The following is a 26,891-nucleotide window of genomic DNA, read 5'->3' as shown; positions in this document are numbered from 1 at the left end:
TATCGGTGCCGCCGGTTTTCTTTCTCCAGTCCAAGGAGTTGCACAGATGGAACTCGATCCGCTGCTGCTATCTCGCCTGCAATTTGCTTTCGTTGTCTGTTTTCATGCGATTTTTCCCGTGTTCACCATCGGTCTGGCGACCTTTATCGCCTTTCTTGAAGCCTTGGCATTCAAGACCGGCAATCCGTTATACACGCGGCTGTCGCGGTTCTGGATTCAGGTATTCGCGGTGGCCTTCGCCATGGGGGTGGTGTCGGGTATCGTCATGTCCTTCCAGTTCGGCACCAACTGGAGCAATTTTTCCTATGCGGCGGCCAACTTCATCGGACCCATGCTCAGCTACGAGGTGGTGACCGCATTCTTCCTGGAAGCGGCTTTTCTTGGGGTACTGCTGTTCGGGCGCAACAAGGTGCCGCCGGGGGTGCACCTGTTCGCCGCCTGTATGGTGGCATTGGGTACGATTATTTCCACCTTCTGGATTCTGGCGGCCAATAGCTGGATGCATACACCGGTCGGCACCGAGCTGACCGATGGCATGTTCGTGGTCGGCAGCTGGCGCGAAGCCATCTTCAATCCGTCCTTCCCGTACCGCTTCACGCATATGGTGCTGGCGTCGTTCCTGACCGGCTCATTCGTGGTGGCGGGCGTCAGCGCCTGGTACTTGCTGGTGGGGCGTGAGGTGGAGGCCAACCGCCGGGCATTGTCCATGTGCCTGTGGCTGATCCTGTTCCTGGCGCCGACCCAGGCAGTGGTCGGTGACTATCACGGTTTGAATACCCTTGAACACCAACCCACCAAGGTGGCGGCGATCGAGGGCAACTGGGAGACCACGCGCGGCATGCCGCTGCTGTTGTTTGCCATTCCCGATCAGGAGAACGAGACCAATCACTTCGAGATCGGCTTGCCGAAACTGGGTAGTTTGATCCTCACTCATGATCTGGACGGTGAGGTGCCGGGGCTCAAGGAAGTGGCGCCGGAGGAGCGGCCGCCGGTGTGGATCGTGTTCTGGGCGTTCCGCATCATGGTGGGTATCGGCTTGCTGATGATCGGCTGCGCGCTCGCCGGACTGTTTCTACGCGCCGGAGGGCGCTACTGGCGGCAACCGCAGTTTCTCAACGCCATGCGGCTGATGACCTTCGCGCCCTTCGCTGCGGTGCTGTGTGGCTGGATCGTCACGGAGGTAGGTCGCTTCCCCTGGGTGGTATATGGGCAGATGAGTCATGCGGAAGGGCTGACACCATCGCTGACCGGTGGAATGGTGCTCTTCACCCTGTTGGGCTACATCGCGGTCTATGCGGCGATCTTCAGCGCCGGTCTGTACTACCTGATGCTGGTATTGCGCGCCGGTCTGGAAAGTATCGACCAGGATGACGAGGAGGTACACGACATCGAGCGTCCGAAGCGGCCGCTGTCGGCGTCTCACGTCGGTATCGAAGAAGGAGGGCGCTGATATGCATGGCATTGATCTGACTATTATCTGGGCGGTGATCATCGCCTTCGGCATCATGATGTACGTGCTCATGGACGGTTTCGATCTGGGGGTGGGTATCCTGTTTCCCTTCGCCCCGGATGAGGACGCGCGGGACGTAATGATGAACTCGGTGGCTCCGGTCTGGGACGGCAACGAGACTTGGCTGATTCTCGGTGGGGCGGGGTTGCTGGCAGCCTTCCCGCTGGTTTACTCGGTATTGATGCCGGCGCTGTACATCGGTGTATTTTTGATGCTGGCCGGGCTGATCTTCCGCGGCGTGGCCTTCGAATTCCGCTTCAAGGCCGGCTCCCACCGCTACTTGTGGAACTGGGCATTTGCCGGCGGTTCCATGGTTGCGGCCTTTGCCCAGGGCGCGGTGGTGGGCGCCTATATCGAAGGCTTCAACACGCTGGATGGCCGTTACGTGGGCGGCGCGTTGGACTGGCTGACGCCCTTTACCGTATTGACCGGGCTGGGGCTGGTGGCCGGTTACGCGCTGCTGGGCAGCACCTGGCTGATCATGAAGACCGAGGGGCATATCCAGCAGTGGGTCTACCGGCTGGCGCCCTGGTTGCTGGCCGCCGTGCTGGCAGTCTTTGCGGTGGTCAGCGTGTGGACCCCAGCGGTGGACCCATCGGCTTTCGAGCGCTGGTTCAGCGTGATCCGGCTGATCTGGATCTTCCCCTTGTCGGCGTTGCTGTTTGCCTTGCTGGTGGTACGCGGCCTGCGTCGGCGCCAGCAGTCCATGCCCTTTGTCGCGACCATGGGCATGTTCGCCTTTACCTATCTCGGCCTGCTGGTGACCAAATGGCCCTATGTGGTGCCGCCCAACTACACACTGTGGGACGCCGCCGCTGCGCCGGGTTCGCAGCTGTTCCTGCTGATTGGCATGCTGTTCGTGATTCCGGTGATCCTGGCCTATACCGCCTGGACCTACTGGGTATTTCGCGGCAAGGTCAAGGTGGGTGAGGGTTACCACTGAGCAGCGCTGCGCCGGTGTCTGACCCTGCAGAGACTAAAAGCTGGCTCCGTTGGCTGCTGGCGCCGCAACAGCGCTTGCTGAATGCGGCGCTGGCGCTGGCCGTTGCGGCGGCCGGGTTGTTCATCCTGCAGAGCTGGTTGCTGGCCAGCCTGTTCAGCCACTGGCTGCTCGCCTGGCAGGCGGGCACCTTGGCCAGCTTCGATTTTTCCCTCTGGTGGCCGTGGCTGGTCGGGCTGCCGCTCTGCTTTCTCCTCCGCCCATGGCTGCAATACGGCCGCGAGCGCCTGTCGCAGCGGGCCAGTTTGCGGGTGCGCCAGGCGCTGCGCGAACAATTGCTGCAGCGGTTGGCGATGCTCGGGCCGGCGCGGCGTGGGCTCGGCGCCGATGCCGAGCTGGGCAGCCGTCTGCTGGAGCAGGTGGATGCGCTGGATGGCTATGTCAGCCGTTATCAGGTGCAGCGCCAATTGGTGGTCATCGTCCCGCTGCTGTTGTTATTGGCCACCGCCTGGCACAGTCTGCTGGCTGCCGCCTTGCTGCTGGCGACAGCGCCGTTGGTGCCGCTGTTCATGGTGCTGCTGGGCCAGGCGGCGGCGAACGCCAGCCAGCGCCAGTTCGTGGCGCTGGGACAGATGAGCGGGCGTTTTCTCGATCTGCTCCGTGGCATGGCGACCCTGCGCCATCTGCAGGCGCTGGATAGGGCGCAGCTGGCGGTAGAGCAGGCCGCCGAGGATTACCGCAGCCGCACCATGCGCGTGCTGCGCATGGCGTTCTTGTCCGGCGCAGTGCTGGAGCTGTTCGCCTCGATCGCCATCGCCATGGTGGCGCTCTATCTGGGCATGGGCCTGCTGGGCATGTTGCCATGGGCCCAGGGCGAGATTCCGGTGCCTTATCAGGGCGCCCTGTTTATCCTGCTGCTGGCGCCGGAGTTCTATGCACCGCTGCGGCAGCTGGGCAGCGATTACCATGCGCGAGCCGAAGCCGAGGGCGCGCTCGCCGAATTGCTGCCGTTGCTGAAGCTTGAGCTGTGGCAGCATCCGGGCACGGAGCCGTTGCAGCTCCAGCAGGCCCCGGTCATTGATTGTCGCGGCGTCGGTGTCGATCTGCCTGGCGCCGCAGCGCGCCTGCGCCCGCTGGATCTGCGTCTGGCCGCGGGTGAACGGGTCTGGTTGCGTGGGCCCAGTGGCAGTGGCAAATCGACCCTGCTGCATGTACTGCTGGGGTTTCTGCCCCATACCGGTGAGGTACTGATCGATGACCTGCCGCTGGATGTCGTGCGGCGCAGCGACTGGCATCGTCATGTGGGCTTTCTGGCCCAGCAACCGGAGCTGATTCCGGGCACGCTGGCAGACAATCTGCGCCTCGCGGCGCCCGGCGCCAGTGACCAACAGCTGATTGCGGCGTTGCAGGAGGTCGACCTGTGGCCCCTGCTGCGGCAATTGCCCCTGCAACTGGCAACGCCGCTGGGCGAGCGCGGGCTGGGGCTATCCGGTGGCCAGCTCAGCCGTCTGGCCCTGGCCCGGCTGTTATTGCGTGATACCTGGGTCTGGCTGCTGGATGAACCCCTGGCACATCTGGACCCGCAAACCGCCGAGCTGATCGGCAGGTTGCTGGAGCGGCTCAGCCGCGGCCGTACGGTTTTGCTGGTCAGTCATGAGACGGTGGGGCTGGACTGGCTGGATCGGCAGGTGGAATTGCAGGAAGGTGAACATGGCTGAACAGCATCAACCGGCGGTGCGCCTGCGCAGCCTGCTCAACAGTCGCCTGGGTGGTTGGTGGGTGGCTGGCGTGCTGGGTTTCATCACGCTGTTTTCCGCCATCGCGTTGCTGGCGGTATCCGGCTGGTTTATCAGCGCTGCGGCGCTGGCAGGCCTGGCGCTTGCCAGCGCCAGTGTCGGGCACGGCTTCGATATCTTCCGCCCAGCTGCGGTTATTCGTCTGCTGGCGCTGACCCGCACCGTAGGCCGCTATACTGAGCGGCTGGCGTCGCACCATGCTGCCCTGGGTCTGCTGCGGGACCTGCGCAGCCGTCTGTTCCGGCGAATCACCCAGGCTCGACGCCTGCCGCTGCGCACCCCGGGTGCCATGCACCGGCTGGTGGCGGATATCGATTTGCTGGATCAATTCCCCCTGCGCGTGGTGTTGCCCTGGGCCTGGGCCAGTCTGCTGCTGGGGTTGCTGTTGCTCTGGCTGGCGTTGCTGAGCCCGGGGTTGTTGCTAGTGACGTTGCCCGGGCTGCTGCTGGCTTGGCTGTCACCCTGGCTGGGATACTGGCAGGGCGGACGGCTGGCGCGTGAAGAGGTCGCCCATGCCGAGCAGCGGCGGGAATTTCTGCTCGATAGCCTGGAGCTGCTGACCCCGCTGTTGATCTGGCAACGCTGGGGTGAGCGCAGCGCCGCCTTTGCCGGGCAGGACCGCGCGCATCTGGACCGCCAGGACCGCCAGCAGCGGCTGAGCAGCCGCATCGCGCTGCTGCAGCAATGGGCGTTGGCCGCCAGCCTGTTGGCGCTGCTGTGGCAAGGCTGGCCGTTGAGCGGCGAGGCGGCAGTGTCGGTGCCGTTGTTGCTGGCGGTGATGCTGACATTGCTGGGGCTGAGTGAGGCGCTGCTGCCGCTGGCCGGCAGCTTCGTTGCCCTGGGCCTGAGCCAGGCGGCGCGGGATCGACTCAATAGTCTGGCCGGGGAGGCACCGCAGCAGGAGCCGTCACGTCCGCGCCCTGAAGGGCCGTGGAGGTTGCAACTGCATGCCGTTACCGCCCGCTGGCCCGGTGCGCTGAATGGCCCGGACAATATTCATTTGCAACTGGAACAGGGCGAGACGTTGCTGTTGCAGGGCCCGTCCGGTGGCGGCAAGTCCACCCTGCTGCAGCTACTGGCCGGCGAGCAACTGCCATCCAGCGGTGAGTGCCGGCTCAATGACCAGCCACTGCTGCATTGGGATGTGCGTCAAGTGATCGGCTACCTGCCGCAGGATATCGATATCTTCAACCTGTCACTGGCCGCCAACCTGCGCCTGGGTAACCCACAGGCCAGCGATGAGCAGTTGTGGCAGGCGCTGACGGACGTGGCGCTGGCGGATTGGGCCAGGGCACACCCGCAGCAATTGCAGCTGCAGCCCGGGGAACTGGGTTCGGCGGTGTCCGGCGGGCAGGCGCGGCGCATTGCCCTGGCGCGGTTGCTGCTGGCCGAGCGGCCGGTACTGCTGCTCGACGAACCCTTCGCCGGGCTGGATGCCACCACCCGTGAACAGGTGATGGCAGCGCTGGTGCGGCGCCAGGCGCAGGGCTTGCTGGTCATTGCCAGCCACCAGCCGATCATGGCTGATCGGCTACGGGTTCTGCCTGTTGGTGATGGCTGACCGCAGGAACTCTACCAAGTATCCACAAACGGCCGCATGCCGCGCTGCAGCGACTCCGGCGGCGCTGAACTCAACCCGCGCAGCAACCAGTCCCGGGTTTCCGCCGGGTCGATGACCGCGTCGATTTCCAGGAAGCTGGCCATGCTCAGGCCCTTGCCGCGGGCATACAGCTCGCCGACCAGCTTGTCGAACAACGCCTGCTGCGCTGCGGGATCGTCCAGCGCTGCCAGTTCCTTGGCAAAGCCCAACCGCACCGCGCCCTCCAGGCCCATGGCACCGAACTCGCTGCTCGGCCAGCCGATGGTGAACATGGGCGCGTGAAAGCTGCCGGCGGCCATGGCCTGGGCGCCGAGGCCGTAGCCCTTGCGCAGCACTACGGTGAAGAACGGAATAGTCAGGCTGGCGGCGGTGACGAACATCCGCGACACGTGGCGCACCGTGGCCTGCTGCTCCGCCTCCGGGCCGACCATGAAGCCGGGCGTGTCGCACAGCGATACCATCGGCAGTCCGTGCGCCTGGCACAACTGCATGAAGCGTGCGGCCTTGTCCCCGGCTTCCGCATCGATGGCGCCGCCCAGGTACATGGGGTTATTGGCGATCAGCCCGAAGGGCTTGCCGCCGACGCGGATCAGCGCGGTGATCATGCCCGGCGCGAACTGCCGACGCAGTTCCAGCACCGAGCCGGTATCGGCCAGCGCCTCGATGACCTGGCGGATGTCATAGACACGCAGGCGATTCTCGGGAATCAGGTGGCGCAGCCGCCGCTGGTCGGCGCAATCGTCCGCCGCCAGATCGCCCTGGAAATAGGACAGGTACTGCTTGGCGACCCGGGTCGCTTCGGCTTCGTCTTTCACCAGTACATCGATCACCCCGTTGGGCGCCTGCACGCTGGTTGGTCCCACCTGTTCCGGGGTATAGCTGCCAAGGCCCCCGCCCTCGATCATCGCCGGGCCAGCCATGCCGATAGTCGCGTTCTCGGTGGCGATGATCACATCGCAGCAACCGAGCAATGCGGCGTTACCGGCGAAGCAGCGCCCCGACACCACGCCAACCAGCGGTACCTGGCCGCTGAGCCGGGCCATGCGCATGAAGGTGGTGCAATCCAAGCCGGCCACGCCGACCTTGTCCACATCCCCCGGTCGGCCGCCACCGCCCTCGGTGAAGAACACCAGCGGCAACCGCCATTGCTCGGCGAGCTCCAGCATGCGGTCGGTCTTCTTGTGGTTCATTACGCCCTGGGTGCCAGCGAAGACCGTATAGTCGTAACTCATGGCCATGCAGCGGGCAGTTTCAGCGCCGAACAGTTCAGCGTTCACCGTGCCGATGCCGGCGATAAGACCGTCGGCGGGGCTCATCTTCAGCAGGTCTTCGTGGCTGCGGCGGGTGCGCTGGGCGGCCAGGGCGAAACCGCCATATTCCATGAAGCTGCCATCATCGAGCAGCTCGGCCAGGTTCTCACGGGCTGTGCGCTGACCGGTCTTGCGGCGCTTGGCAACCGCCTCGGGGCGCTCGGCATCGGTCAGTCCGGCGCGGCGCTCAAGAACCTCCTGCAGGTCGGCGCGGATATGCTGCAGATCGATCTGTTCTTCATTGAGCTGTTCCGCGCCTGCTGTGCCGGTCGGCTCGATAAACAGCAGCGGGTTGCCCGCAAACAGGTTGTCGCCGGGGCTGGCGGCCAGGGCGCGGATGATGCCGCTGCACTCGGCCTTGACCTCGAATTCCATCTTCATCGATTCCATCACCGCCAGCTGTTGGCCAGCGCTGACCTGTTCACCCGGCTGGACCGCCAGACTCACCAGCACACCCTGGACCGGCGCCTTCAGCGGCTCGCTGCCGGCCGGTGCGGCGGCTTTGGCTGGGCCAGACTGCCGCGCCTCGGCGTTGCCGTTGGCATGCAATTGGGGATGCGGTTGATCGGTGGTGCCAACCAACGCGGCGGCATTGGCTTCGATGAAGCCGGTGGTGACCTGGTTGCCCTGCACCTCGGGGTGCAGCAGCAGGTTCTGCAGAAAAGCCCGGTTGCTGTCCACGCCCTCCAGCCGGAACTCGCATAGCGCGCGGTAGGCGCGGCGCAGGACGCTGGGATAATCTCCCTCGCCCTGCACGATCAGCTTGGCCAGCAGTGAGTCGAAGGCCGGGTTGGTGGTGTAGCCGCTGTAACCGTAGCCATCGACGCGCACGCCATGACCACCGGGTGGCTCATAGGCCGTCAGGGTGCCGCCGCTGGGGGTGGCGCTGCCGTCGGGTTGCATGGTCTCCAGATTGATACGCAATTGCACCGCGTAGCCCCGCGGTGGCGCTATGCGCGATTGCTCCAGATTCAACTCGGCGAGGCTGGCGCCCGCGGCCAGACGAATCTGCAGTTGCGCCAGATCCAGCCCGGTCACCGCTTCGGTGACGGTGTGCTCGACCTGGATGCGCGGGTTGGCTTCCATGAACACGAAATCGCCGCTGTCCTCGTCCACCAGGAACTCGACGGTACACAGGCCGCGATAACCCACGGCGGCGGTCAGCGTCACGGCGGCGGCCAGCAGCCGCTCGCGCAGCAGCGGGTCGAGCCCCGGCGCGGGAGCTACTTCCAACAGTTTCTGATTGCGCCGTTGCAGGGTGCAGTCGCGCTCCCACAAATGACTGACCGCACGACCATCGCCGATAATCTGCACCTCGATATGCCGGGCGTGGCGGATCAGCCGTTCGATATAGAGGTCGCCATTGCCGAAGGCCGCGCGAGCCTCGGAGCTGCAGCGAGCGAAGGCCTGCTCCAGTTCTCCGATGGAGTGCACCGCGCGCATGCCACGCCCGCCACCGCCGGCGAGGGCCTTGAGCATGACCGCCGAGCCTGCCGGCTGCACGGCCATGAAGGCCTGCGCCTGCTCCAGACTGGTTGCCTGGTTGGTTCCCAGGACCAGCGGTACATCATGCTGGACTGCCAGGCGCCGGGCGCTGGCCTTGTCACCGAACAGGTCCAGCACCTCGGCATCCGGGCCAATAAAGGTAATGCCTGCCTCGGTGCAAGCGCGGGCGAAATCGGCATTCTCGCTGAGAAAGCCGTAGCCCGGATGGATGGCATCGCAGTCATGGTCCCGGGCGATATCGATCAGTTGCCGATGATCCAGATAGGCTGCGGCGCCCCGGCCGCGCAGCGCCACCGCGGTATCGGCCTTGCGTACATGCAGCGACTGGGCATCGTCTTCGGCATAGACCGCCAGGCTGGGGATATCCAGCTCGGCTGCGGCCCGGGCCAGGCGAATGGCGATTTCGCCGCGGTTGGCAATCAGCAGACGTTTGAAAGGCATCAGATCCATTCCTGTAGTTCGTTCTTCTTCACCTTGCCGGTGGCGGTCATGGGCAGGGTATCCACCAGCCGCACCTCTGGCACCTTGTACACGGCCATGGTCTGGCGGCACCAGTCGCGCAGTTGGTCAGCGGTCAGGCCACTGCCGGGCCGAGCGATGACAAAGGCCAGCGGCGTCTCGCCGCGCTGTTCGTCTGGTCGCCCGATCACCGCCGAAGCGAGAATGCCCGGATGCTGGCCGAGCATGGCTTCCAGCTCGCTGGGGAACACACTCATGCCATTGACCTTGAGCATCTCCTTGCGCCGACCCAGGTAACGGATAAAGCCCTGCTCGGTGATCACGCCGCTGTCACCGGTATGCAGCCAGCCATTGCGCAGGGCCTCGGCGCTGGCCTCGGGTTTATTCCAGTAGCCCTTGAACAAGGACGGAGAGCGCACGCACAGCTCGCCCTCGCTGCCCAGCGGCAGCAGCGTGCCGCTGTCGAAATCGCACACCTTGAACTCGGTGCCAGGCACCGGCAGGCCGACGAAGGTCGGTGCCGAGCGCAGATCGAAATCATCTTCCTGCAACCCGGCGGTAAAGGTGTCGCAGGTATGGGTTTCGGTCATGCCGAAGCTGGTCTCGAACAGGGTACAGCCGGTCAGCTCGCGCCAGCGGCGCCGGTACTCGGGGGTCAGCTTCTTGATGAAGGACACGCAGCTGGTGACTTCCAGCGAACTGAGATCGAACTCATGCCGCTGCGGGTGATCGAGGACTTCCGCCGCGCTGTCGACCAGCAGGCTGCCATGACTGACCTGGTAGTGCTGCACCGCGCCCATGAACGCCAGCGCATCCCAGCGCGCCAGCAACACCAGGGTAGTCCCGCCGAATACCGGGAACAGCAGCCCGGAGTTTTCTCCGGCAATCCAGAATTCGGGCATGAAGTTAAGGGTCACGCGCTCGCTATCCAGGCCCAGCGCGGCGGGCAGAAAGCTGGCGCAGGTATAGAGCATGTCGCCATGGGTGTGGATGCAGCCCTTGGGCAGGCCGGTGGTGCCGCCGGTGTAATTGAGCGCGGCGATATCGTCGAGTGCCGGTTCAGGCAGATCTGCTCTGCGCTCGGTGGCCGCCAGGGCTGGCAGCAGGTCGATACTGTCGGTAACGGCCAGTTTCGGCGTTTGCAGCAATTCAGGTATGGCGAAAGGCGGCTCGGCGGGACAGACTTCCGCCAGACTGGTGCTGATCAGCACGCGCAGCGCAGTTTCACCAGACGCGGTGCGCACCACTGGCAGCAATTGATCAAAGCACACCATGACGCTGGCACCGCAGTCCTTCAGTTGGTAGGCCAACTCTGTCGCCGTGGCCATGGGACTGACCGGAGCGTGAATGGCGCCGGCTTTGAGAATCCCGTAGAAGACGACATGCAGTTGCGGACAGTTGGGCATATATACGGCGACGCGATCCCCGGCTTGCACGCCCTGATCCAGCAGCAGTGCAGCGAAGCGGTCGCTTAGCTCATGCAGCTCGGCATAGCTGAGGTCATGACCATAGAAGCGTACGGCGGGCTTGTTCGGGGTCGCCTGCGCCCAGTGCTGCAGATAATGCGTAAGCGGGCGCTGACCCAGCGGGTACTGCGGTTCGCTGGCATGGCCGGCGGGCCAGGCCTGGCGCTGTAGGTCGCGAAGCTGCTCCAGATAGTCTCGCTCATGCATGATCGACACCTGCCTTGTTATTGTTGGTGGCAGGTCAGAGTAGAGCGGTTCGGCAGGAAAAGCAGCATGCTTGCCACGGCGAATGGCGGGGCAGTACCGGTGTTTATGGTGAGCGCTGGCATGACGCTGCGGGTTTTGGTGAGAGCGGCCTTGGCCGCTCTCATCAATAAGATGTGGTGCTGCCCTGCACCAGCGGTTAGAACAGTTCCAACGGGGTGATGCCACCGTCGCTGCTGAAGCCACCGGAGTCCAGCTCACTGGCTGGCGGCGGGACATCTTCTTCCTTGAATATTTCCAGGTAGGCGCCCGGGGTACCGGGCCGGGCGCTACGCCCGGTCAGCGGGTCGACTCGGGTGACGACCAGGCCTTCGGGTTGCTCCAGATCATGCTCGGGCTGGCGTTCCAGGGCGCCGGCCATGAATTCCATCCAGATGGGCAGTGCAGTGGTGCCACCGTATTCGCGCCGACCCAGGGTCGAGGGCTGATCAAAACCGACCCAGACAGTGGCTACATGATCGCCATTGAAGCCGGCGAACCAGCCATCCTTCTGCTCATTGGTGGTGCCGGTCTTGCCACCCAGGTCGCTGCGCTGCAGCGAACGGGCGCGGGAACCTGTGCCGCGGTTGATCACATCCTTGAGCATGCTGGTGAGCTGATAGGTGGTGCGCGGATCGATTACCTGTTCGGCCACGCGAGCCTCGGGCGGTACTTCACCTGGCGTCAAACCGATATAGGCATCAATGCGCTGCTGTTCGGAATCCACCGCCCGGGGAATGACTGCCGGACGGGCAAAGTCGATTACCTGATGTTCGGCACTTTCAATACGCTCGATCAGCCAGGGTTGGACTGCATGACCGCCATTGGCGAAGACGGCATAGCCGGTGGCAATCTGCAGCGGCGTGAGTTCCGGGGTGCCCAGCGAGGCGGACAGGTTGCGCGGCAGTTCTTCGCGGCTGAAACCGAAGCGCTCCATATAAGTCAGCGACTGGTCCACGCCGATGTCTTGCATCAGGCGAATTGAGACCAGATTGCGCGAGCGGTAGAAGGCCTCGCGCAGGCGGATCGGGCCGAGGAAGTCGCCGCTGGAATTGCGGGGCCGCCAATCGTCGCGCTGATTGCCGTCATTGAAGACCAGCGGGGCGTCATTGACCAGGCTGGCGGGAGTATAGCCATGGTCCAGCGCCGCGCTGTAGAGGAACGGCTTGAACGAAGAGCCCGGCTGGCGGCGCGCCTGGGTTACGCGGTTGTAATTGCTCTGCACGAAGGAAAAGCCGCCGGTCAGCGCCTGAATGGCACCGGTTTCCGGCGAGAGCACCACCAGGGCGCTCTGTGCCTGGGGTATCTGCGCCAGTTTGTACTGACCGTCCTGCTCGGCCGGCTGTACCCGAATAAGGTCGCCGCGCTGCAACACATCGGCCGGTTTGCTCGGGTTCGGTCCCATGCTGTTGGCGCTCAGGTAAGGACGGGCCCAGCGCATGGCTTCCCAGGCGATGGTGCCGCTGTCACCGTTACGTAGCAGGATGCTGACGGTGTCCGCGCCCACGTCGCTAACGATGGCCGGACGCAGCCCGCCCATGCTGCGGTGGGGCTTGAGCAGGTCGATCAGTTGTTCGGGAGTGGCATCGGGGTGGCGGGCTTCCGGGCCGCGGTAGCCATGGCGCTGATCATAGGTCATCAGGCCGGCGCGCAGGGATTGGTTGGCCAGCGTCTGCAAGTGACTGTCGACCGAGGTATAGACATGGTAGCCGTCGATGTAGGCCGCAGTGCCGAACCGCTCGAGCATCTCCAGTCGCGCCATCTCGGCGACATATGGCGCTTCCATCTCTGGGTTGGCGCCATGGTTGCGGGCGATGATGGGCGAGGCGACGGCCTCGTCATAGGCGGCCTGGTCGATGCTGCCCAGAAGCAGCATGCGCTGCAGGATCCAGTCGCGACGAATCCGGGCCCGCTCAGGATTGGCGACCGGATTGTATGCGGAGGGCGCCTTGGGCAGCCCGGCGATCATCGCCAGTTGCGCCAGCGGCAGCTCGGCGATGGGCTTGCCATAGTAGACGTGGGCGGCCGCCTCGATACCATAGGCGCGGTTGCCCAGGTAGATCTTGTTCACGTACAGCTCGAAGATCTCTTGCTTGCTGAGGTTGCGTTCGATCTGCAACGCCAGCAGAATCTCGTTCAACTTGCGTGAGAACACCCGGTCGCTGCTGAGGAAATAGTTCTTCGCCACCTGCATGGTAATAGTGCTACCGCCCGTCTGAATCTGCCCGGTGCTCAGCAGTTCGGAAGTGGCCCGCAGCAGACTCATGGGATCCACTCCATGGTGGTTGAGGAAGTTGTCATCCTCGGCGGCCAGAATGGCGTCGATAAATTCTTGGGGAATCTGCTCGAAACTGATCGGCAAGCGGCGCATCTCGCCAAATTCGGCGATCAGTTTGTGATCTGCGCTGTAAATGCGCAAAGGGGTTTGCAATTTGACATCACGCAGTGTATCTACGTCTGGTAATGTCGGGCTGAGATACAGGGCGACCCCGCTGATGACCAGTAGCGGTGCGCTCGCCACGGCGACCAGCAACCAGAAGAGAAAAATTATAAAACGCATGAGGGATTGAGCATTTCCCTGTCAAATGAAACGGTTGATATGAGATGGTGTTGAGAACGGGTTAACAGTCCGCATTATAAGCGAATTATTTTCCGTTTAGCCATTTGCGCTGGGACAAGGACTGTTATTTAATGCGGTAAAACATAAACCGCCCGTAAGTGGCGGATGCTGATAGGAAATTGGCTGTGCTAGGGCTATTCAAAAAAAAGGCGAATACGCTGCTGGGTATTGATATCAGTTCCACAACCGTGAAACTGCTTGAACTCAGCCGATCAGGGAACCGCTACAAGGTGGAGGCCTATGCGGTTGAACCGCTCCCACCCGGCGCTGTAGCGGAAAAAAACATCATCGAACTCGAAGGCGTGGGCCAGACCCTGGAAAAGGTGCTGGCCCGTTCGCGTTCCTCGCTGAAACAGTCGGCTGTCGCCGTGGCTGGCTCGGCGGTGATTACCAAACTCATCGAAATGGATGCCGGCCTCGATGACGACGAGATGGAAGAGCAGATCAAGCTTGAGGCGGATCAGTATATTCCGTACCCGCTTGACGAGGTCTCCATCGATTTCGAAGTGCAGGGCGTCTCGCCGCGCAGCCCCGAACGGGTCGAGGTATTGCTGGCGGCCTGTCGTCGGGAGAACGTCGATATCCGCGAAGCCGCACTGGCGCTGGCCGGGCTGGACGTCAAGGTCGTCGAGGTCGAGGCCTACGCCATGGAGCGGGCCTGCGAACTGGTAGTCGATCAGCTCGACGGCAATCCCGACGATCTGACCATTGCGGTGATCGACATCGGCGCCACCATGATGACCCTCAGCGTGCTGAGCCAGGGACGCACCATCTATACCCGGGAGCAGCTGTTCGGCGGCAAGCAACTGACCGACGAGATCCAGCGCCGTTATGGGCTGTCCCAGGAAGAGGCCGGCCGGGCCAAGAAGCAGGGCGGCTTGCCGGACGACTACGAGAGCGAGGTGCTTGAGCCGTTCAAGGATGCGGTGGCGCAGCAGGTGTCCCGCTCATTGCAGTTCTTCTTCGCCGGTGGTCAGTACCAGGATGTCGACTACATTCTGCTGGCCGGCGGGACTGCCTCGATTCCGGGACTGGATCAACTGATCCAGCAGAAACTCGGCACCACCACTCTGGTGGCCAACCCCTTTGCAAACATGACCCTGTCGAACAAGGTGAATGCGGTCGCGCTCAGCAATGACGCGCCGGCACTGATGATCGCCTGTGGCCTGGCAATGAGGAGTTTCGACTGATGGCTCGCATTAACCTGTTGCCCTGGCGCGAGCAGCTCAGGGAAGAGCGCAAGAAACAATTCATCAGCATTCTGGTGCTTATCGTACTGTTTGCCGGTCTGCTGGTCTTTCTCGGCGACCGCAACCTGAACGGCAAGATCGATCAGCAGAATGCTCGCAATGACTTCCTGCGCAAGGAAATCAGCCTGCTGGACGGGCGTATCAAGGAAATCGAACAACTGCAGGCTCGACGCACGCAACTGCTGGACCGGATGAAGATCATCCAGGACCTGCAGGGCAATCGTCCGATCATCGTGCGTGTGTTCGACGAAATGGCTCGCACGCTGCCGGATGGCGTGTACTTCACCTCGGTCAACATGAAGGGAGCGGTGATCGGCATCAAGGGTGGAGCGGAGTCGAACAGCCGGGTGTCCAATCTTATGCGACAGATGGATGCCTCCGACTGGCTGACTACGCCGAACCTGACCGCCGTGAAGGCGGTCACCCAGGGAGCATTGGATCAGGCCAACGTATTCGAGATGTCGGTCCGCCAGACCGAGCCGGGTGCGCCAGCCGCTGAGGGAGAACAGCAGCAATGAGTTTTGCTCAATCCATGGAAAGTCTGAAGAAGGTCGACATCAATGACCTCGACTTCAACAATATGGGCTCCTGGCCCGGTGCGTTGAAGGTGATCGTCGGCGCACTGGTATTCGCGGTGCTGCTGTTTCTCGGCTACCACTTCCATCTCAAGGACCTGCAGACCAATCTGGAGCGTACCGAGAGCGAAGAAGTGAAGTTGCGTAACGAATTCGCCGGAAAGTCGTTCAAGGCCGCCAACCTGGAAGCCTACAAGGAACAACTGGTCGAAATAGAGGAGCGTTTCGGCACTCTGCTCAAACAGTTGCCTAGCGACACCGAGGTGCCCGGTCTGCTGGAAGACATCACGCAGATGGGCCTGAACAGTGGCCTTGAGTTCGAATCCATCACCCTGCAGCCGGAAGTGGCCCAGCAGTTCTATATCGAACTGCCGATCAGTATCGTGGTGCAGGGCAATTACCATGATATCGCCACCTTCGTCAGTAGCGTCGCCGGCTTGCCGCGTATCGTGACCCTGCATGACTTCGATATCGCACCGGTCAGCGAGGGCAACCCCGATCTGTTGAAGATGAATATCCTGGCCAAGACCTACCGCTATCATGATACGGATGCGGGAGGTCAGCCATGAGCCTGTTCAAGCCGGTTTCCGGTCTGGCCATCCTCGGCGCGTTGCTGCTCGGCGGCTGTGGCGGCAATGACTTCAGTGATTTGCAGGTCTTCATGGAAGAGACCCGGGCGCGTCCGGCGGGCAAGATCGAGCCATTGCCCCGGTTCAAGCCCTATGAAGCCTTCACCTACAGTGCCTCCTCCCTGCGCAGTCCCTTCCAGCCTCCGGTGCGTATTGACCTGACGCAACGGCAGAAGGGCTCGCAGGACATCAAGCCGGACGAGAACCGGGTCCGGCAGTTCCTCGAAGGTTTCAATATCGAGGGGTTCGAGATGGTCGGCGTGCTCAGCAACAACCAGGGCATGCAGGCACTCATTCGTGGCGCGGGAAGCGTTCACAGGGTCAAGGTCGGTGATTATCTGGGCCGTAACCACGGCCGGGTTACCAGCATCGAGGAAGGTCGTGTCGATGTGGTCGAGATAGTACCGGATGGGGAAGGTGGTTGGTTGGAGCGGCCGCGCACACTCAGCTTGCCTGAGCGCGGATAAGGTCAACCAGGGAGAGATAACATGAACTGTAAACAGTCACGCGTGGAACGCAATCAAATGCCTCTAACCAGGAAGTTTTCATTCGCAGCCGTGCTTGCGCTGCTCAGTCCGCTGGCGCTTGCGGCCGACCTTGAACGTCTCGATGTGGCCTCGCTGCCTGGGGAACGGGTGGAACTCAAACTGTCCTTCGACGAGCCGGTGGCGGCCGCACCCAAAGGCTATACCATCGACCAGCCTGCCCGGATTGCCATCGACTTGCCGGGTGTCAAGAACAAGCTGGGCGAGCGTTCGCGGGAACTCGGGCTGGGCAATGCCCGCAGCCTGACCGTAGTGGAAGCCAACGACCGCACCCGCCTGATCATCAACCTGGCAGATCTGGCACCCTATACCACCCGGGTCGATGGCAACGATCTGTATATTCTGGTCGGCGCTGACAAGGCGCCCGGCTATGCTGCGGGGGCCACGCCGGCCGCCGCTCCGGCCCAGGCCGGTAACAGCAATTGGCGGAGCAATGAGCAGGCAGCGGTGAGCAGTCCTGCGGCGGCGACCAGTGGGCCGGCTATTCGCAGCCTGGACTTCCAGCGTGGCGAGCAGGGTGAGGGTAACGTCATCGTTGATCTGTCCGATCCGTCGATCCGCGTCGATGTGCAGGAGCAGGGCGGTCGCGTACGGTTGAACTTCCCCAATACCAGCCTGCCCGATGAGCTGCGGGTACGCTTGGATGTGAAGGACTTCGCCACCCCGGTCAATTTCGTCAATGCCAGCGCCTCCGGCAAGGACACCACCATTTCCATCGAGCCCACTGGTTTCTATGAGCACCTGGTCTATCAGGCTGACAGTCGGCTGATTGTCAGCTTCAAGCCCCTGAGCCAGACCGAGGTCGAGCAGCGCCGCGCCGATGCTTTCTCCTATACTGGCGAAAAACTGTCGCTCAACTTCCAGGACATCGAAGTGCGCTCGGTATTGCAGCTGATCGCCGATTTCACCGATCTCAATCTGGTGGCCAGTGATACCGTTCAGGGCAGCATCACCCTGCGACTGCAGAATGTGCCCTGGGATCAGGCGCTGGACCTGGTATTGAAGACCAAGGGCCTGGACAAGCGGCAGATCGGCAACGTGCTACTGGTCGCGCCGGCCGAAGAAATTGCTGCCCGCGAGCGTCAGGAACTGGAGTCGCAGAAGCAGATCGCCGAACTGGCGCCGCTGCGCCGTGAGCTGATTCAGGTCAACTACGCCAAGGCATCGGATATTGCCACCTTGTTCGCTTCCGTCACCGCTGGAGAGGGTGAACAGCGTGGTTCGATCACGGTAGATGATCGTACCAACAGCATCATCGCCCTGGAAACCCAGGCCAAGCTGGATGAGCTGCGCCGCATCGTGACCCAACTGGATATTCCGGTACGTCAGGTGATGATTGAGGCGCGCATCGTCGAGGCCAACGTCGGCTTCGACAAGGCGCTGGGTGTGCGTTGGGGTGGTAACGTGAATCTGGGTAGCCGGTTCAATGCCTATGGTAAGGATGGCAATATCGATGTTACTGACGATCCCTATCCTGTCACGGTAACCAATCCCGATGGCAGCACCCAGGAAGTTTCGCGAACACTGCCGGTTTCATCGGTATTCCGGAAATCCCGCTGAATACTCCCTTCGTCGATATGGGCGTGTTGGGTGCTACCTCGGGTATCGGTATCGGCTTCATCACCGACAACACCATTCTCGATTTGCAATTGTCGGCCATGGAAAGCACTGGTAATGGCGAGATTATTTCCCAGCCCAAGGTAGTTACCTCTGACAAGGAAACCGCCAAGATCCTCAAGGGCTCGGAGATCCCCTATCAGGAGGCCAGTTCCAGCGGCGCCACCACTACGGCCTTTGCCGAAGCGGTGCTGTCCCTGGAGGTAACGCCGCAGATCACGCCGGACAACCAGGTGATCATGGAAGTCATCGTGACCAAGGATGAGCCCGACTTCACCAGGGATGTAAATGGTGTGCCGACCATCCGCAAGAACGAAGTCAATGCCAAGATTCTGGTGGCTGATGGTGAAACCATCGTCATCGGTGGTGTATTCTCCAGTGAATCGCAGAAGAGTCAGGAGAAGGTGCCCTTCCTCGGAGACCTTCCAGTTATCGGCAGAGCCTTCCGGCGTGACGTGAGTTACGAAAGCAAAACCGAACTGCTGGTATTCCTGACTCCGCGCATTATCAACAATGGAGCTATCAGTCTTGCCAGGTAACAGTGTTGCGTAACGTCTTCCTCGTAGGCCCGATGGGGGCAGGAAAAAGTACCATCGGGCGCCTGCTCGCCAAAGAGCTCAGGTATCCCTTCAAGGATTCGGATCGGGAAATCGAGGCCAGAACCGGCGCCGATATTCCCTGGATCTTCGATGTGGAAGGGGAAGAGGGATTTCGCCAGCGTGAAGAAGCCATGATCGCCGAGTTGGTGCAGGAGCGAGGTATCGTTCTTGCCACTGGTGGTGGTGTTGTCATGCGCGAGGCCAATCGCCTGGCATTGGCGGCCAATGGTTTGGTGGTTTACCTGCGCACCAGCGTTGATCAGCAACTGCAACGCACCAGCAAGGATCGCCAGCGACCACTGCTGCAAACCGCTGACCCGGAAAAGGTCTTGCGCGAACTGATGGCCCGTCGTGATCCGTTGTACCGGGGAATCGCCCATCTCACCATCGATACCGATCAGCGCGGTCCCAAGGTGGTGGTCAACACGATCATGACGCAGTTGGAGCAGGAGCCGGAGTAGTACCAACAGCTCCAGTCATCCCCGCGTTGATGATAACTGCTTCTCATTGAAGGCTGCATGCGCAGATATCGGGACTGATGTATCCTTGCGGGTTTCAGGGCAACCGATCCTATGGGGAGTTTCATGCAGCAATTGACCGTTAATCTCGATGATCGTAGTTACCCCATTCATATCGGTAGTGGCCTGCTTGATCGCGTAGAGCTGCTGGCTCCGCATATTGCTGGCCGCCAGGTCTGTATCGTCACCGATGACACCGTCGCCCCGCTGTATCTCGAACGCCTGACCCGCACTCTGGCCGATTACGCGGTATTACCGGTGGTGCTGCCAACCGGCGAAGCCTTCAAGAACTGGGCGACCCTGCAACAGATCTTCGACGCTCTGCTCGCTGCCCGGCACGACCGCCGTACCACGCTCATTGCGCTGGGGGGTGGGGTAATCGGCGATATGACAGGCTTTGCTGCCGCCTGCTATCAGCGCGGCGTGGACTTTATCCAGATCCCCACCACCCTGCTGTCCCAGGTGGACTCCTCGGTGGGTGGCAAGACCGGTATCAATCACCCGGCCGGCAAGAACATGATCGGCGCCTTCTATCAGCCGAAGGCGGTGCTTATCGATACCGACAGTCTGCGCACCTTGCCGGAACGTGAGATCAGTGCCGGGCTGGCGGAGATTATCAAGTACGGCCTGATTCGCGACAGCGCCTTCCTCGACTGGCTGGAGCAGAACATACCGGCCCTGCGCACCCTGGATCCGCAATTGGTGACCGAAGCGATTGCCCGCTCCTGCGCGATCAAGGCAGAGGTGGTGGCGGCGGATGAGCGCGAAGGCGGTATCCGGGCCATTCTCAACCTGGGACATACTTTTGGTCATGCGATCGAAGCTCACCAGGGTTACGGGGCCTGGCTGCACGGCGAAGCGGTTGGCGCGGGCATGGTCATGGCGTTGCAGCTGTCGCGCAGGCTCGGCTGGCTGGCTGCAGAGGAAGAGCTGCGCTGCATTGAGCTGATTGCTGCCGCCGGGCTACCGGTCGCGCCGCCGGCCGATATGCGTGCAGAGGACTTCACGCGTCTCATGGCCGTGGACAAGAAAGTGCTGGATGGGCAATTGCGCCTGGTGCTGCTCAAGCGTCTGGGCGAGGCGGTGGTTACCGCGGATTTCGATAAGCAGGCCCTGCACGCCGTTCTGGCGGTGGCTGGCCGATGATTGATCAACCGGAAGAAGATATGAGCGACTTGAGCGCAACAGAGGATTTTCTCAGTCATTACCAGTTGCAGCATGATCCTTTCGCTGGGCGCACGCCGGGATTTCGCTTCTTCACACCCAAGCGCAAGCCGGTATTGGCACAGTTGCACCACATGGCGCATTTCTCCGAGCAGGTGCAAGTGGTGGTCGGTCCGGCTGGCGCCGGCAAGACGCTGCTGCGCCAGGCCTTGGTTGCCAGTTGCAACAAGGACAATGTGCAATGCATCGTCACCTCGGGGCGTGACTTTGCCGATGCGCCAGCGCTGACGCGTTTCCTCTGCCAGGCGCTGAACGTAGCGGATACCCGGGCGCTATGCGAGCGCGCGGAACAGCTGCATGCCACTGGTTTGCAGCTGTATCTGGTGGTGGATGATGCCGATAGTCTGGACAGCGAAGCAATTCAGTTGCTGGCCGATCTCAGTCAATCCGGCGGGCGAGCCGCGCCACGAGTCTTTCTATTTGCAGATGAAAGCATCGCCGACCTCCTGGCGACTGTGGATATGCCGGCGGATCGGGTCTGGCTGCAACTTGTCGAGCTGGCTCCCTTCGAGTTGGAGGAGACCCGCGATTATCTGGGACAGCGTCTGGAGACAGCGGGCCAGGGCATCGAGCTGCTGGATGACGAGCAGATTGCCCAGATCCATCAGCAAAGCGGCGGTTGGCCAGGAAACATCAACGAGGTCGCCAGACAGGTGATGATTGACGCGATCGAGCCGGCTCGGCCGATGCCGCCGCGCCGGGCCAAGGGCGCGGTGCTGCCGTTACGCTCGCTGGTCGCGCTGGTACTGGTGGGTATCGGAGTCGCCATCGCCTGGATGATGGGCGGTGATGAGCCGGAAGCCACCCGTACCGTCATCAACCTGCCCGATCAGGTTGCCACTGTGGATGTGAGCGGTGCAGAAGGTCCGGTATTGCAGATGCCCAGCGACAATGCTGCAGATCCGCTCGAGCGGATCCTGCAGGATCCGGATGCTGAGCCGGCAACCCCCGCCATTGCTAGCGGTAACGAGCCAACACTACCGCCGCCCAGCGTCGCCGATCCCAATGATCTGCCCGAGCCGATGGCCATGCCAGAGCCGACGCCCATCGAGGCGCCTGCGGTCGTTGCGGCGCCAGAGCCAGTGGCAGCGCCTGCGCCCCAGCCGCAATCTCAGCCTCGACCCCAGCCTGAATCGGCCGCGCCGACTGCGCCACCGACCACTACCTCTGCACCAGCCACCGGTGGATACCACGAGGCTGGCTGGTATCGTCAACGTGCGGCCAGCGAGTACAGCTTGCAGGTGCTGGGCAGCCGTTCGCGTCAGGCAGCACTGGACTTCATTAGAGCCCAATCAGGCGTAGCGGATCTGGGTTATTTCGAGACGGTGCATGAAGGCAAACCCTGGTTCGTCGTGACTCAAGGTGCCTATGCCGGCCGTACCCAGGCGCAACAGGGCGCGGCGAGGTTGCCCGAGTCTCTGCGCAAGCTCAATCCCTGGCCACGCAGCATGGGTAGCATCCAGCAGTCGCTACGCTGACAGCAACCCTGCATGGTGTGGTGCAACTACGCCACACCATGTGGAAGCGGCCCCGACCGCATCGGTTTACCGGCCTCCATCACTAGCCAGCCCGTTTCCAGCTGTAATCCGTTCCCTAGGCATTCCAGGCTCCGTTCGAGTGGCGCTTTGTCGTGTCGGCCCCGTCATTCTCGTTCGCGCCAAGCATGACGGGGCCAAGTGAGCGGCGTTGGGCTCCCAGTTGACACTTCAATTCGATCCTCTCCCGGCTTTCCCTGTACTGATATTGCCCTCTCATGGTGCAGGAAAGTTATTCCTTGCACTGCTTTGGTTCAAAATTCTCATGGTCATAAATAATGCATTCATTTTTACGACAGTTATATATGTTTTGCGGCAAAAATAATTGTAGGCCCCAGGTCGCCTGTGTACAATCGAGGTCTCCCTTGCAGCGTCCATCGGCTCTTTCTGTGGCTGATTAAGCTTGCAAGTGCCTGAAATTCAAGGAAATACGAGAGCGTGTCTATGAAAGCAGGTCTATATCAGCCTGAACAATTCAGGGATAACTGTGGCTTCGGTCTAATTGCTCATATGCAAGGCGAGGCCAGTCATCATTTGCTGAAAACCGCCATCGAAGCGCTGACCTGCATGACCCATCGCGGCGGCATCAACGCTGATGGCAAGACCGGCGACGGTTGCGGCTTGTTGCTGCAGATACCCGATCGTTTCATGCGCGCCATTGCCCAGGATGAGCTGGCGGTGAGCCTGCCGCAGCAGTATGCCGTGGGCATGGTATTCAGTGGCGCCAGTGAGCAAGCGCAACAGCGCGCGCACCAGGCCTTCGCCACCGCCTTGGCTGACCAGGAACTATTATCCCTGGGCTGGCGCCAGGTGCCGGTACAGCCGGACGTATTGGGTCCACTGGCGCTGAGCAGCCAACCCCATATCGAGCAACTATTCATTTCCGGCGAAGGGCTGGACGAGCAGCAGTTCGCGATCAAGCTGTTCTATGTCCGCCGCCGGGTGGAAATCGCTCTGCAGGATGATCCGGACTTCTATATCTGCAGTCTCTCGCCCAAGGTGATTTCCTATAAGGGCCTGATGATGCCCGCCGATCTGGACAAGTTCTTTCCCGAGCTTGGTGATCCGCGCATGGAAACTGCGATCAGCGTGTTCCACCAGCGCTTCTCGACCAATACGCTGCCGCGTTGGCCCTTGGCGCAGCCGTTCCGCCTGCTGGCGCATAACGGTGAAATCAACACCATCACTGCCAACCGCAACTGGGCCCATGCCCGGCGCAACAAGTTCACCAATGATCTGCTGCCCGATCTGGACAGCCTGGCACCGCTGGTGAATGTGACCGGCTCGGACTCGTCCAGCATGGACAACATGCTCGAGCTGCTGCTGGCCGGCGGCATGGACCTGTTCCGTGCCGTGCGCATGGTGGTACCGCCGGCCTGGCAGAACATGGAAACCATGGATGCCGACCTGCGCTCCTTCTATGAATACAACTCCATGCATATGGAGGCTTGGGACGGTCCGGCCGGTATCGTCTTGACCGAAGGGCGCTACGCGGTCTGTCTGCTCGACCGCAACGGCTTGCGCCCGGCGCGCTATGTCATCACTGCCAACGGCTACATCACCCTGGCCTCGGAAGTCGGCGTCTGGGACTACCGCCCGGAAGATGTCATCAGCAAGGGGCGGGTCGGCCCGGGGCAGATTCTGGCCGTGGATACCCGCACTGGTGAAGTGCTGCACACCGATGAGGTGGATAGCCGGTTGAAATCGCGGCACCCGTATCGCAAGTGGCTCAAGCAGCATGCCCTGCGTATCCAGGGTACGCTGGATGACCGGGATAACCGTGACGAATTCCTCGCATCCGAAGCCCTGCAGCAGTATATGAAGATGTTCCAGGTCACCTTTGAGGAACGTGATCAGGTATTGCGGCCGCTGAGTGAGAATGGCCAGGAAGCAGTTGGCTCCATGGGTGACGACACGCCCATGGCGGTGCTGTCGAGCCGGGTCCGTACGGTCTACGATTACTTCCGGCAACAGTTCGCCCAAGTCACCAACCCGGCCATCGATCCGCTGCGCGAAGCCGTGGTCATGTCGCTGGAAACCTGCCTGGGCGCTGAGCGTAACGTCTTCGAAGAGACCCCCGATCACGCCAACCGCGCCATCCTCAGCAGCCCGATCGTGTCGCCGGCTAAATGGCGCACCCTGATGAACCTTGAACGTCCGGGGTTCGCCCATCAGGTCATCGACCTCAACGTGGCTGCCGATGTGCCCTTGGGTGCCGCCGTAGCCGCCATCGCTGAGCAAGCTGAAGCTGCGGTACGTGCCGGCAAGACGTTGCTGGTGCTGAGCGACCGGGCAATCGAGCAGGGCAAGCTGCCGGTGCATGCGGCCCTGGCGGTCGGTGCGGTGCATCATCACCTGATCGCTGCCGGTTTGCGTTGCGACTGCAACATTCTGGTGGACACTGCTACCGCCCGCGATCCGCACCATTTCGCGGTGCTGATCGGTTTCGGGGCCTCGGCGGTCTATCCGTACCTGGCGTATGAGGTGCTGGCCGACCTGATTCGTACCGGTGAGGTCATCGGTGATCTCTATGAAGTCTTCAAAAGCTACCGCAAAGGCATTTCCAAGGGGCTGCTGAAAATCCTGTCGAAGATGGGTATTTCCACCGTCGCCTCCTACCGTGGTGCGCAACTGTTCGAAGCGGTCGGTCTGGCCGATGAGATTGTTGATCTTTGCTTCAAGGGCGTGCCCAGCCGGATCCAGGGCGCGCGTTTCAGCGATCTGCAGGCCGAGCAGGCATTGCTGGCCCGCGAAGCCTGGAACCCGCGCAAGACCATCCAGCAGGGCGGGTTGCTCAAGTTCGTTTTTGGCGGCGAGTACCATGCCTACAACCCGGACATCGTGCGGGCCTTGCAGGACGCGGTGCAGGGTGACAGCTACGACAAGTATCTGGAGTACGCCGCGCTGGTCAATCAGCGCCCGGTGTCGACGCTGCGGGATCTGCTGCAGCTGCGTGAGGATCAGACGCCCATTCCGCTATCCGAAGTCGAGCCGCTGGACTCCTTGTTCAAACGCTTCGACTCCGCGGGTATTTCCCTCGGCGCATTGTCGCCGGAAGCCCATGAGGCCATCGCCGAGGCGATGAACCGGCTGGGCGCCCGGTCCAACTCCGGCGAGGGCGGGGAGGACCCGGCACGCTACGGCAGCATCCGCACCTCGAAGATCAAGCAGATCGCCTCGGGTCGTTTCGGGGTGACGCCGGAATATCTGGTCAACGCCGAAGTGCTGCAGATCAAGCTGGCCCAGGGCGCCAAGCCGGGTGAGGGCGGGCAATTGCCCGGTGGCAAGGTCAACGAACTGATCGCGCGGCTGCGGTATGCGGTGCCCGGCGTGACCCTGATTTCACCGCCGCCGCACCATGACATCTACTCGATCGAGGATCTGGCGCAGCTGATCTTCGATCTCAAACAGGTCAATCCCCAGGCGCTGGTGTCAGTGAAGCTGGTCGCCGAGCCGGGTGTGGGCACCATCGCCGCGGGCGTGGCCAAGGCCTATGCTGATCTGATTACCATTTCCGGTTACGACGGCGGTACCGGCGCCTCGCCGCTGACCTCCATCAAATATGCCGGATCGCCCTGGGAGCTGGGCCTGTCCGAAGCCCACCAGACCCTGCGTGGCAACGACTTGCGTGGCAAGGTGCGGGTGCAGACCGATGGCGGTCTGAAGACCGGTCTGGACGTGATCAAGGCAGCGATTCTCGGCGCCGAGAGTTTCGGCTTCGGTACCGCGCCGATGATCGCCCTGGGTTGCAAATACCTGCGTATCTGCCACTTGAACAACTGCGCCACCGGCGTGGCTACGCAAAACAAGACCCTGCGTGATAACCACTACATCGGCACGGTGCAGATGGTGATGAACTTCTTCACCTACGTCGCCACCGAAACTCGCGAATGGATGGCCAAGCTGGGCGTGCGCCAGCTGCAGGACCTGATCGGCCGTACCGACTTGCTGGAAATTTTGCCCGGTGCGACCGGCAAGCAGCAGGGCCTGGATCTGCGCCCGCTGCTGCATAGCGACGCGGTACCGGCGGACAAGCCGCAGTATTGCCAGATCCAGGGCAACGCCCCCTTCGACAAGGGCCTGACTGCCGAGCGCATGGTGGATATGGCGCGTGCGGCCATTGAAGGTGCTACCGGCGGCGAGTACGAACTGACGTTGACCAACTGCGACCGCTCGATCGGTGCCCGGGTCTCCGGCGAGATTGCCCGGGTGCATGGCAACCAGGGCATGAGCAGCGCGCCCATCACCTTCCGTTTCAGCGGCACCGCGGGCCAGAGCTTCGGGGTGTGGAACGCCGGTGGCCTGCATATGTATCTGCAGGGCGATGCGAACGACTACGTCGGCAAGGGCATGACCGGCGGCAAGCTGGTGATCGTACCGCCGGCGGCCAGTACCTTCCGATCCGAGCAGAGTTCGATCATCGGTAACACCTGCCTGTACGGCGCTACCGGCGGCAAGCTGTTCGCTGCCGGCGTGGCCGGCGAGCGCTTCGCGGTGCGCAACTCGGGTTGCCATGCGGTGGTCGAGGGCACCGGGGATCATTGCTGCGAATACATGACCGGCGGCATGGTCTGCGTGCTCGGCAAGACCGGCTACAACTTCGGTGCCGGGATGACCGGTGGCTTCGCCTACGTGCTGGATATGGATAACAGCTTCTTCGACAAGCTCAACCACGAGCTGGTGGAGCTGCAGCGCATCAGCGGTGAAGCCATGGAGGCCTATCGCAGCCACCTGACCCAGGTGCTGACCGAGTACGTCGCGGAAACCGGCAGTGCCTGGGGTGCCGAGGTGCTGGAGGATCTGGACAACCACATCCGGCGGTTCTGGCTGGTCAAGCCGAAGGCAGCGAGCCTGCGCGCGCTGCTGCGGACCACCTTGGCCAACCCGCAGTAACTCCCGGCGGCGGGCCCGGTTGGGCTCGACCATGACAAGGAACATCAGGCAGCGAC

15 protein-coding genes and 1 pseudogene are annotated in these 26,891 nt (G+C 62.1%); 13 read left to right on the top strand and 3 right to left on the bottom strand.

Annotated features, from left to right (window positions below):
• The first annotated feature begins 46 nt into the window (after window positions 1-46).
• The 4 genes from QAO71_RS14840 to cydC are packed head-to-tail and all read left to right on the top strand — an operon-like array spanning window position 47 to window position 5,807.
• Window positions 47-1,450, top strand: a complete 1,404-nt coding sequence (locus tag QAO71_RS14840) for a cytochrome ubiquinol oxidase subunit I (protein WP_036989102.1) — start codon at window positions 47-49, stop codon at window positions 1,448-1,450.
• A 1-nt stretch (window position 1,451) separates the two neighbouring features.
• Window positions 1,452-2,453 carry a cytochrome d ubiquinol oxidase subunit II gene (gene cydB, locus QAO71_RS14835; RefSeq protein ID WP_036989103.1) on the top strand — a complete coding sequence of 334 codons (1,002 nt, stop codon included), beginning with the start codon at window positions 1,452-1,454 and terminating at the stop codon, window positions 2,451-2,453.
• Between the two features lie 14 nt (window positions 2,454-2,467).
• Window positions 2,468-4,168, top strand: coding sequence for a thiol reductant ABC exporter subunit CydD (gene cydD, locus QAO71_RS14830; RefSeq protein ID WP_280164775.1), 1,701 nt, complete (start codon window positions 2,468-2,470; stop codon window positions 4,166-4,168).
• Entirely contained in the window at window positions 4,161-5,807 is a 1,647-nt protein-coding gene (cydC, locus tag QAO71_RS14825; protein WP_280164774.1) for a thiol reductant ABC exporter subunit CydC, read from the top strand. Before cydD ends, cydC begins: the two co-directional genes overlap by 8 nt.
• A gap of 11 nt (window positions 5,808-5,818) precedes the next feature.
• On the opposite strand, the gene QAO71_RS14820 is transcribed toward cydC, so the two are convergent.
• From QAO71_RS14820 to QAO71_RS14810, 3 genes are all read right to left on the bottom strand, one after another.
• A complete protein-coding gene (locus QAO71_RS14820) occupies window positions 5,819-9,103 on the bottom strand; it encodes a carboxyl transferase domain-containing protein (RefSeq protein ID WP_280164773.1) in 3,285 nt (1,094 codons plus the stop codon).
• Window positions 9,103-10,794, bottom strand: a complete 1,692-nt coding sequence (locus QAO71_RS14815; protein ID WP_280164772.1) for an AMP-binding protein — start codon at window positions 10,792-10,794, stop codon at window positions 9,103-9,105. Before QAO71_RS14815 ends, QAO71_RS14820 begins: the two co-directional genes overlap by 1 nt.
• A 196-nt stretch (window positions 10,795-10,990) precedes the next feature.
• Entirely contained in the window at window positions 10,991-13,390 is a 2,400-nt protein-coding gene (locus QAO71_RS14810) for a penicillin-binding protein 1A (RefSeq protein ID WP_280164771.1), read from the bottom strand.
• A 185-nt stretch (window positions 13,391-13,575) separates the two neighbouring features.
• On the opposite strand from QAO71_RS14810, the gene QAO71_RS14805 reads away from it, so the two are divergent.
• The 9 genes and pseudogenes from QAO71_RS14805 (at window position 13,576) to gltB (ending at window position 26,835) form a co-directional block, all read left to right on the top strand.
• On the top strand, window positions 13,576-14,640 hold the full coding sequence (locus QAO71_RS14805; RefSeq protein WP_036989108.1) for a pilus assembly protein PilM: 1,065 nt from the start codon (window positions 13,576-13,578) through the stop codon (window positions 14,638-14,640).
• A complete protein-coding gene (locus QAO71_RS14800) occupies window positions 14,640-15,218 on the top strand; it encodes a PilN domain-containing protein (protein WP_074777496.1) in 579 nt (192 codons plus the stop codon). Before QAO71_RS14805 ends, QAO71_RS14800 begins: the two co-directional genes overlap by 1 nt.
• On the top strand, window positions 15,215-15,844 hold the full coding sequence (locus QAO71_RS14795) for a type 4a pilus biogenesis protein PilO (RefSeq protein WP_074777498.1): 630 nt from the start codon (window positions 15,215-15,217) through the stop codon (window positions 15,842-15,844). The genes QAO71_RS14800 and QAO71_RS14795 overlap by 4 nt, the downstream gene beginning before the upstream one ends.
• Window positions 15,841-16,371 carry a type 4a pilus biogenesis lipoprotein PilP gene (pilP, locus tag QAO71_RS14790; RefSeq protein ID WP_036989112.1) on the top strand — a complete coding sequence of 177 codons (531 nt, stop codon included), beginning with the start codon at window positions 15,841-15,843 and terminating at the stop codon, window positions 16,369-16,371. Before QAO71_RS14795 ends, pilP begins: the two co-directional genes overlap by 4 nt.
• A gap of 57 nt (window positions 16,372-16,428) precedes the next feature.
• Window positions 16,429-18,605, top strand: a pseudogene (pilQ, locus tag QAO71_RS14785) (type IV pilus secretin PilQ).
• A gap of 5 nt (window positions 18,606-18,610) precedes the next feature.
• The gene (aroK, locus tag QAO71_RS14780; protein ID WP_280164770.1) at window positions 18,611-19,126 is read left to right on the top strand and encodes a shikimate kinase AroK; all 516 of its coding nucleotides are present in this window, start codon (window positions 18,611-18,613) and stop codon (window positions 19,124-19,126) included.
• A 123-nt stretch (window positions 19,127-19,249) separates the two neighbouring features.
• Window positions 19,250-20,329, top strand: coding sequence for a 3-dehydroquinate synthase (gene aroB / locus QAO71_RS14775; protein ID WP_280164769.1), 1,080 nt, complete (start codon window positions 19,250-19,252; stop codon window positions 20,327-20,329).
• A 20-nt stretch (window positions 20,330-20,349) separates the two neighbouring features.
• A complete protein-coding gene (locus tag QAO71_RS14770) occupies window positions 20,350-21,885 on the top strand; it encodes an AAA family ATPase (protein WP_169304560.1) in 1,536 nt (511 codons plus the stop codon).
• A gap of 501 nt (window positions 21,886-22,386) precedes the next feature.
• A complete protein-coding gene (gene gltB, locus QAO71_RS14765; protein WP_280164768.1) occupies window positions 22,387-26,835 on the top strand; it encodes a glutamate synthase large subunit in 4,449 nt (1,482 codons plus the stop codon).
• Window positions 26,836-26,891: the final 56 nt, after the last annotated feature.

The sequence above is a fragment of the Halopseudomonas sp. SMJS2 genome, assembly GCF_029866945.1.
GTDB lineage: Bacteria > Pseudomonadota > Gammaproteobacteria > Pseudomonadales > Pseudomonadaceae > Halopseudomonas > Halopseudomonas bauzanensis.
Note: the sequence above shows the minus strand (reverse complement) of the source record. Positions and strands in the feature narration are given on the sequence as shown.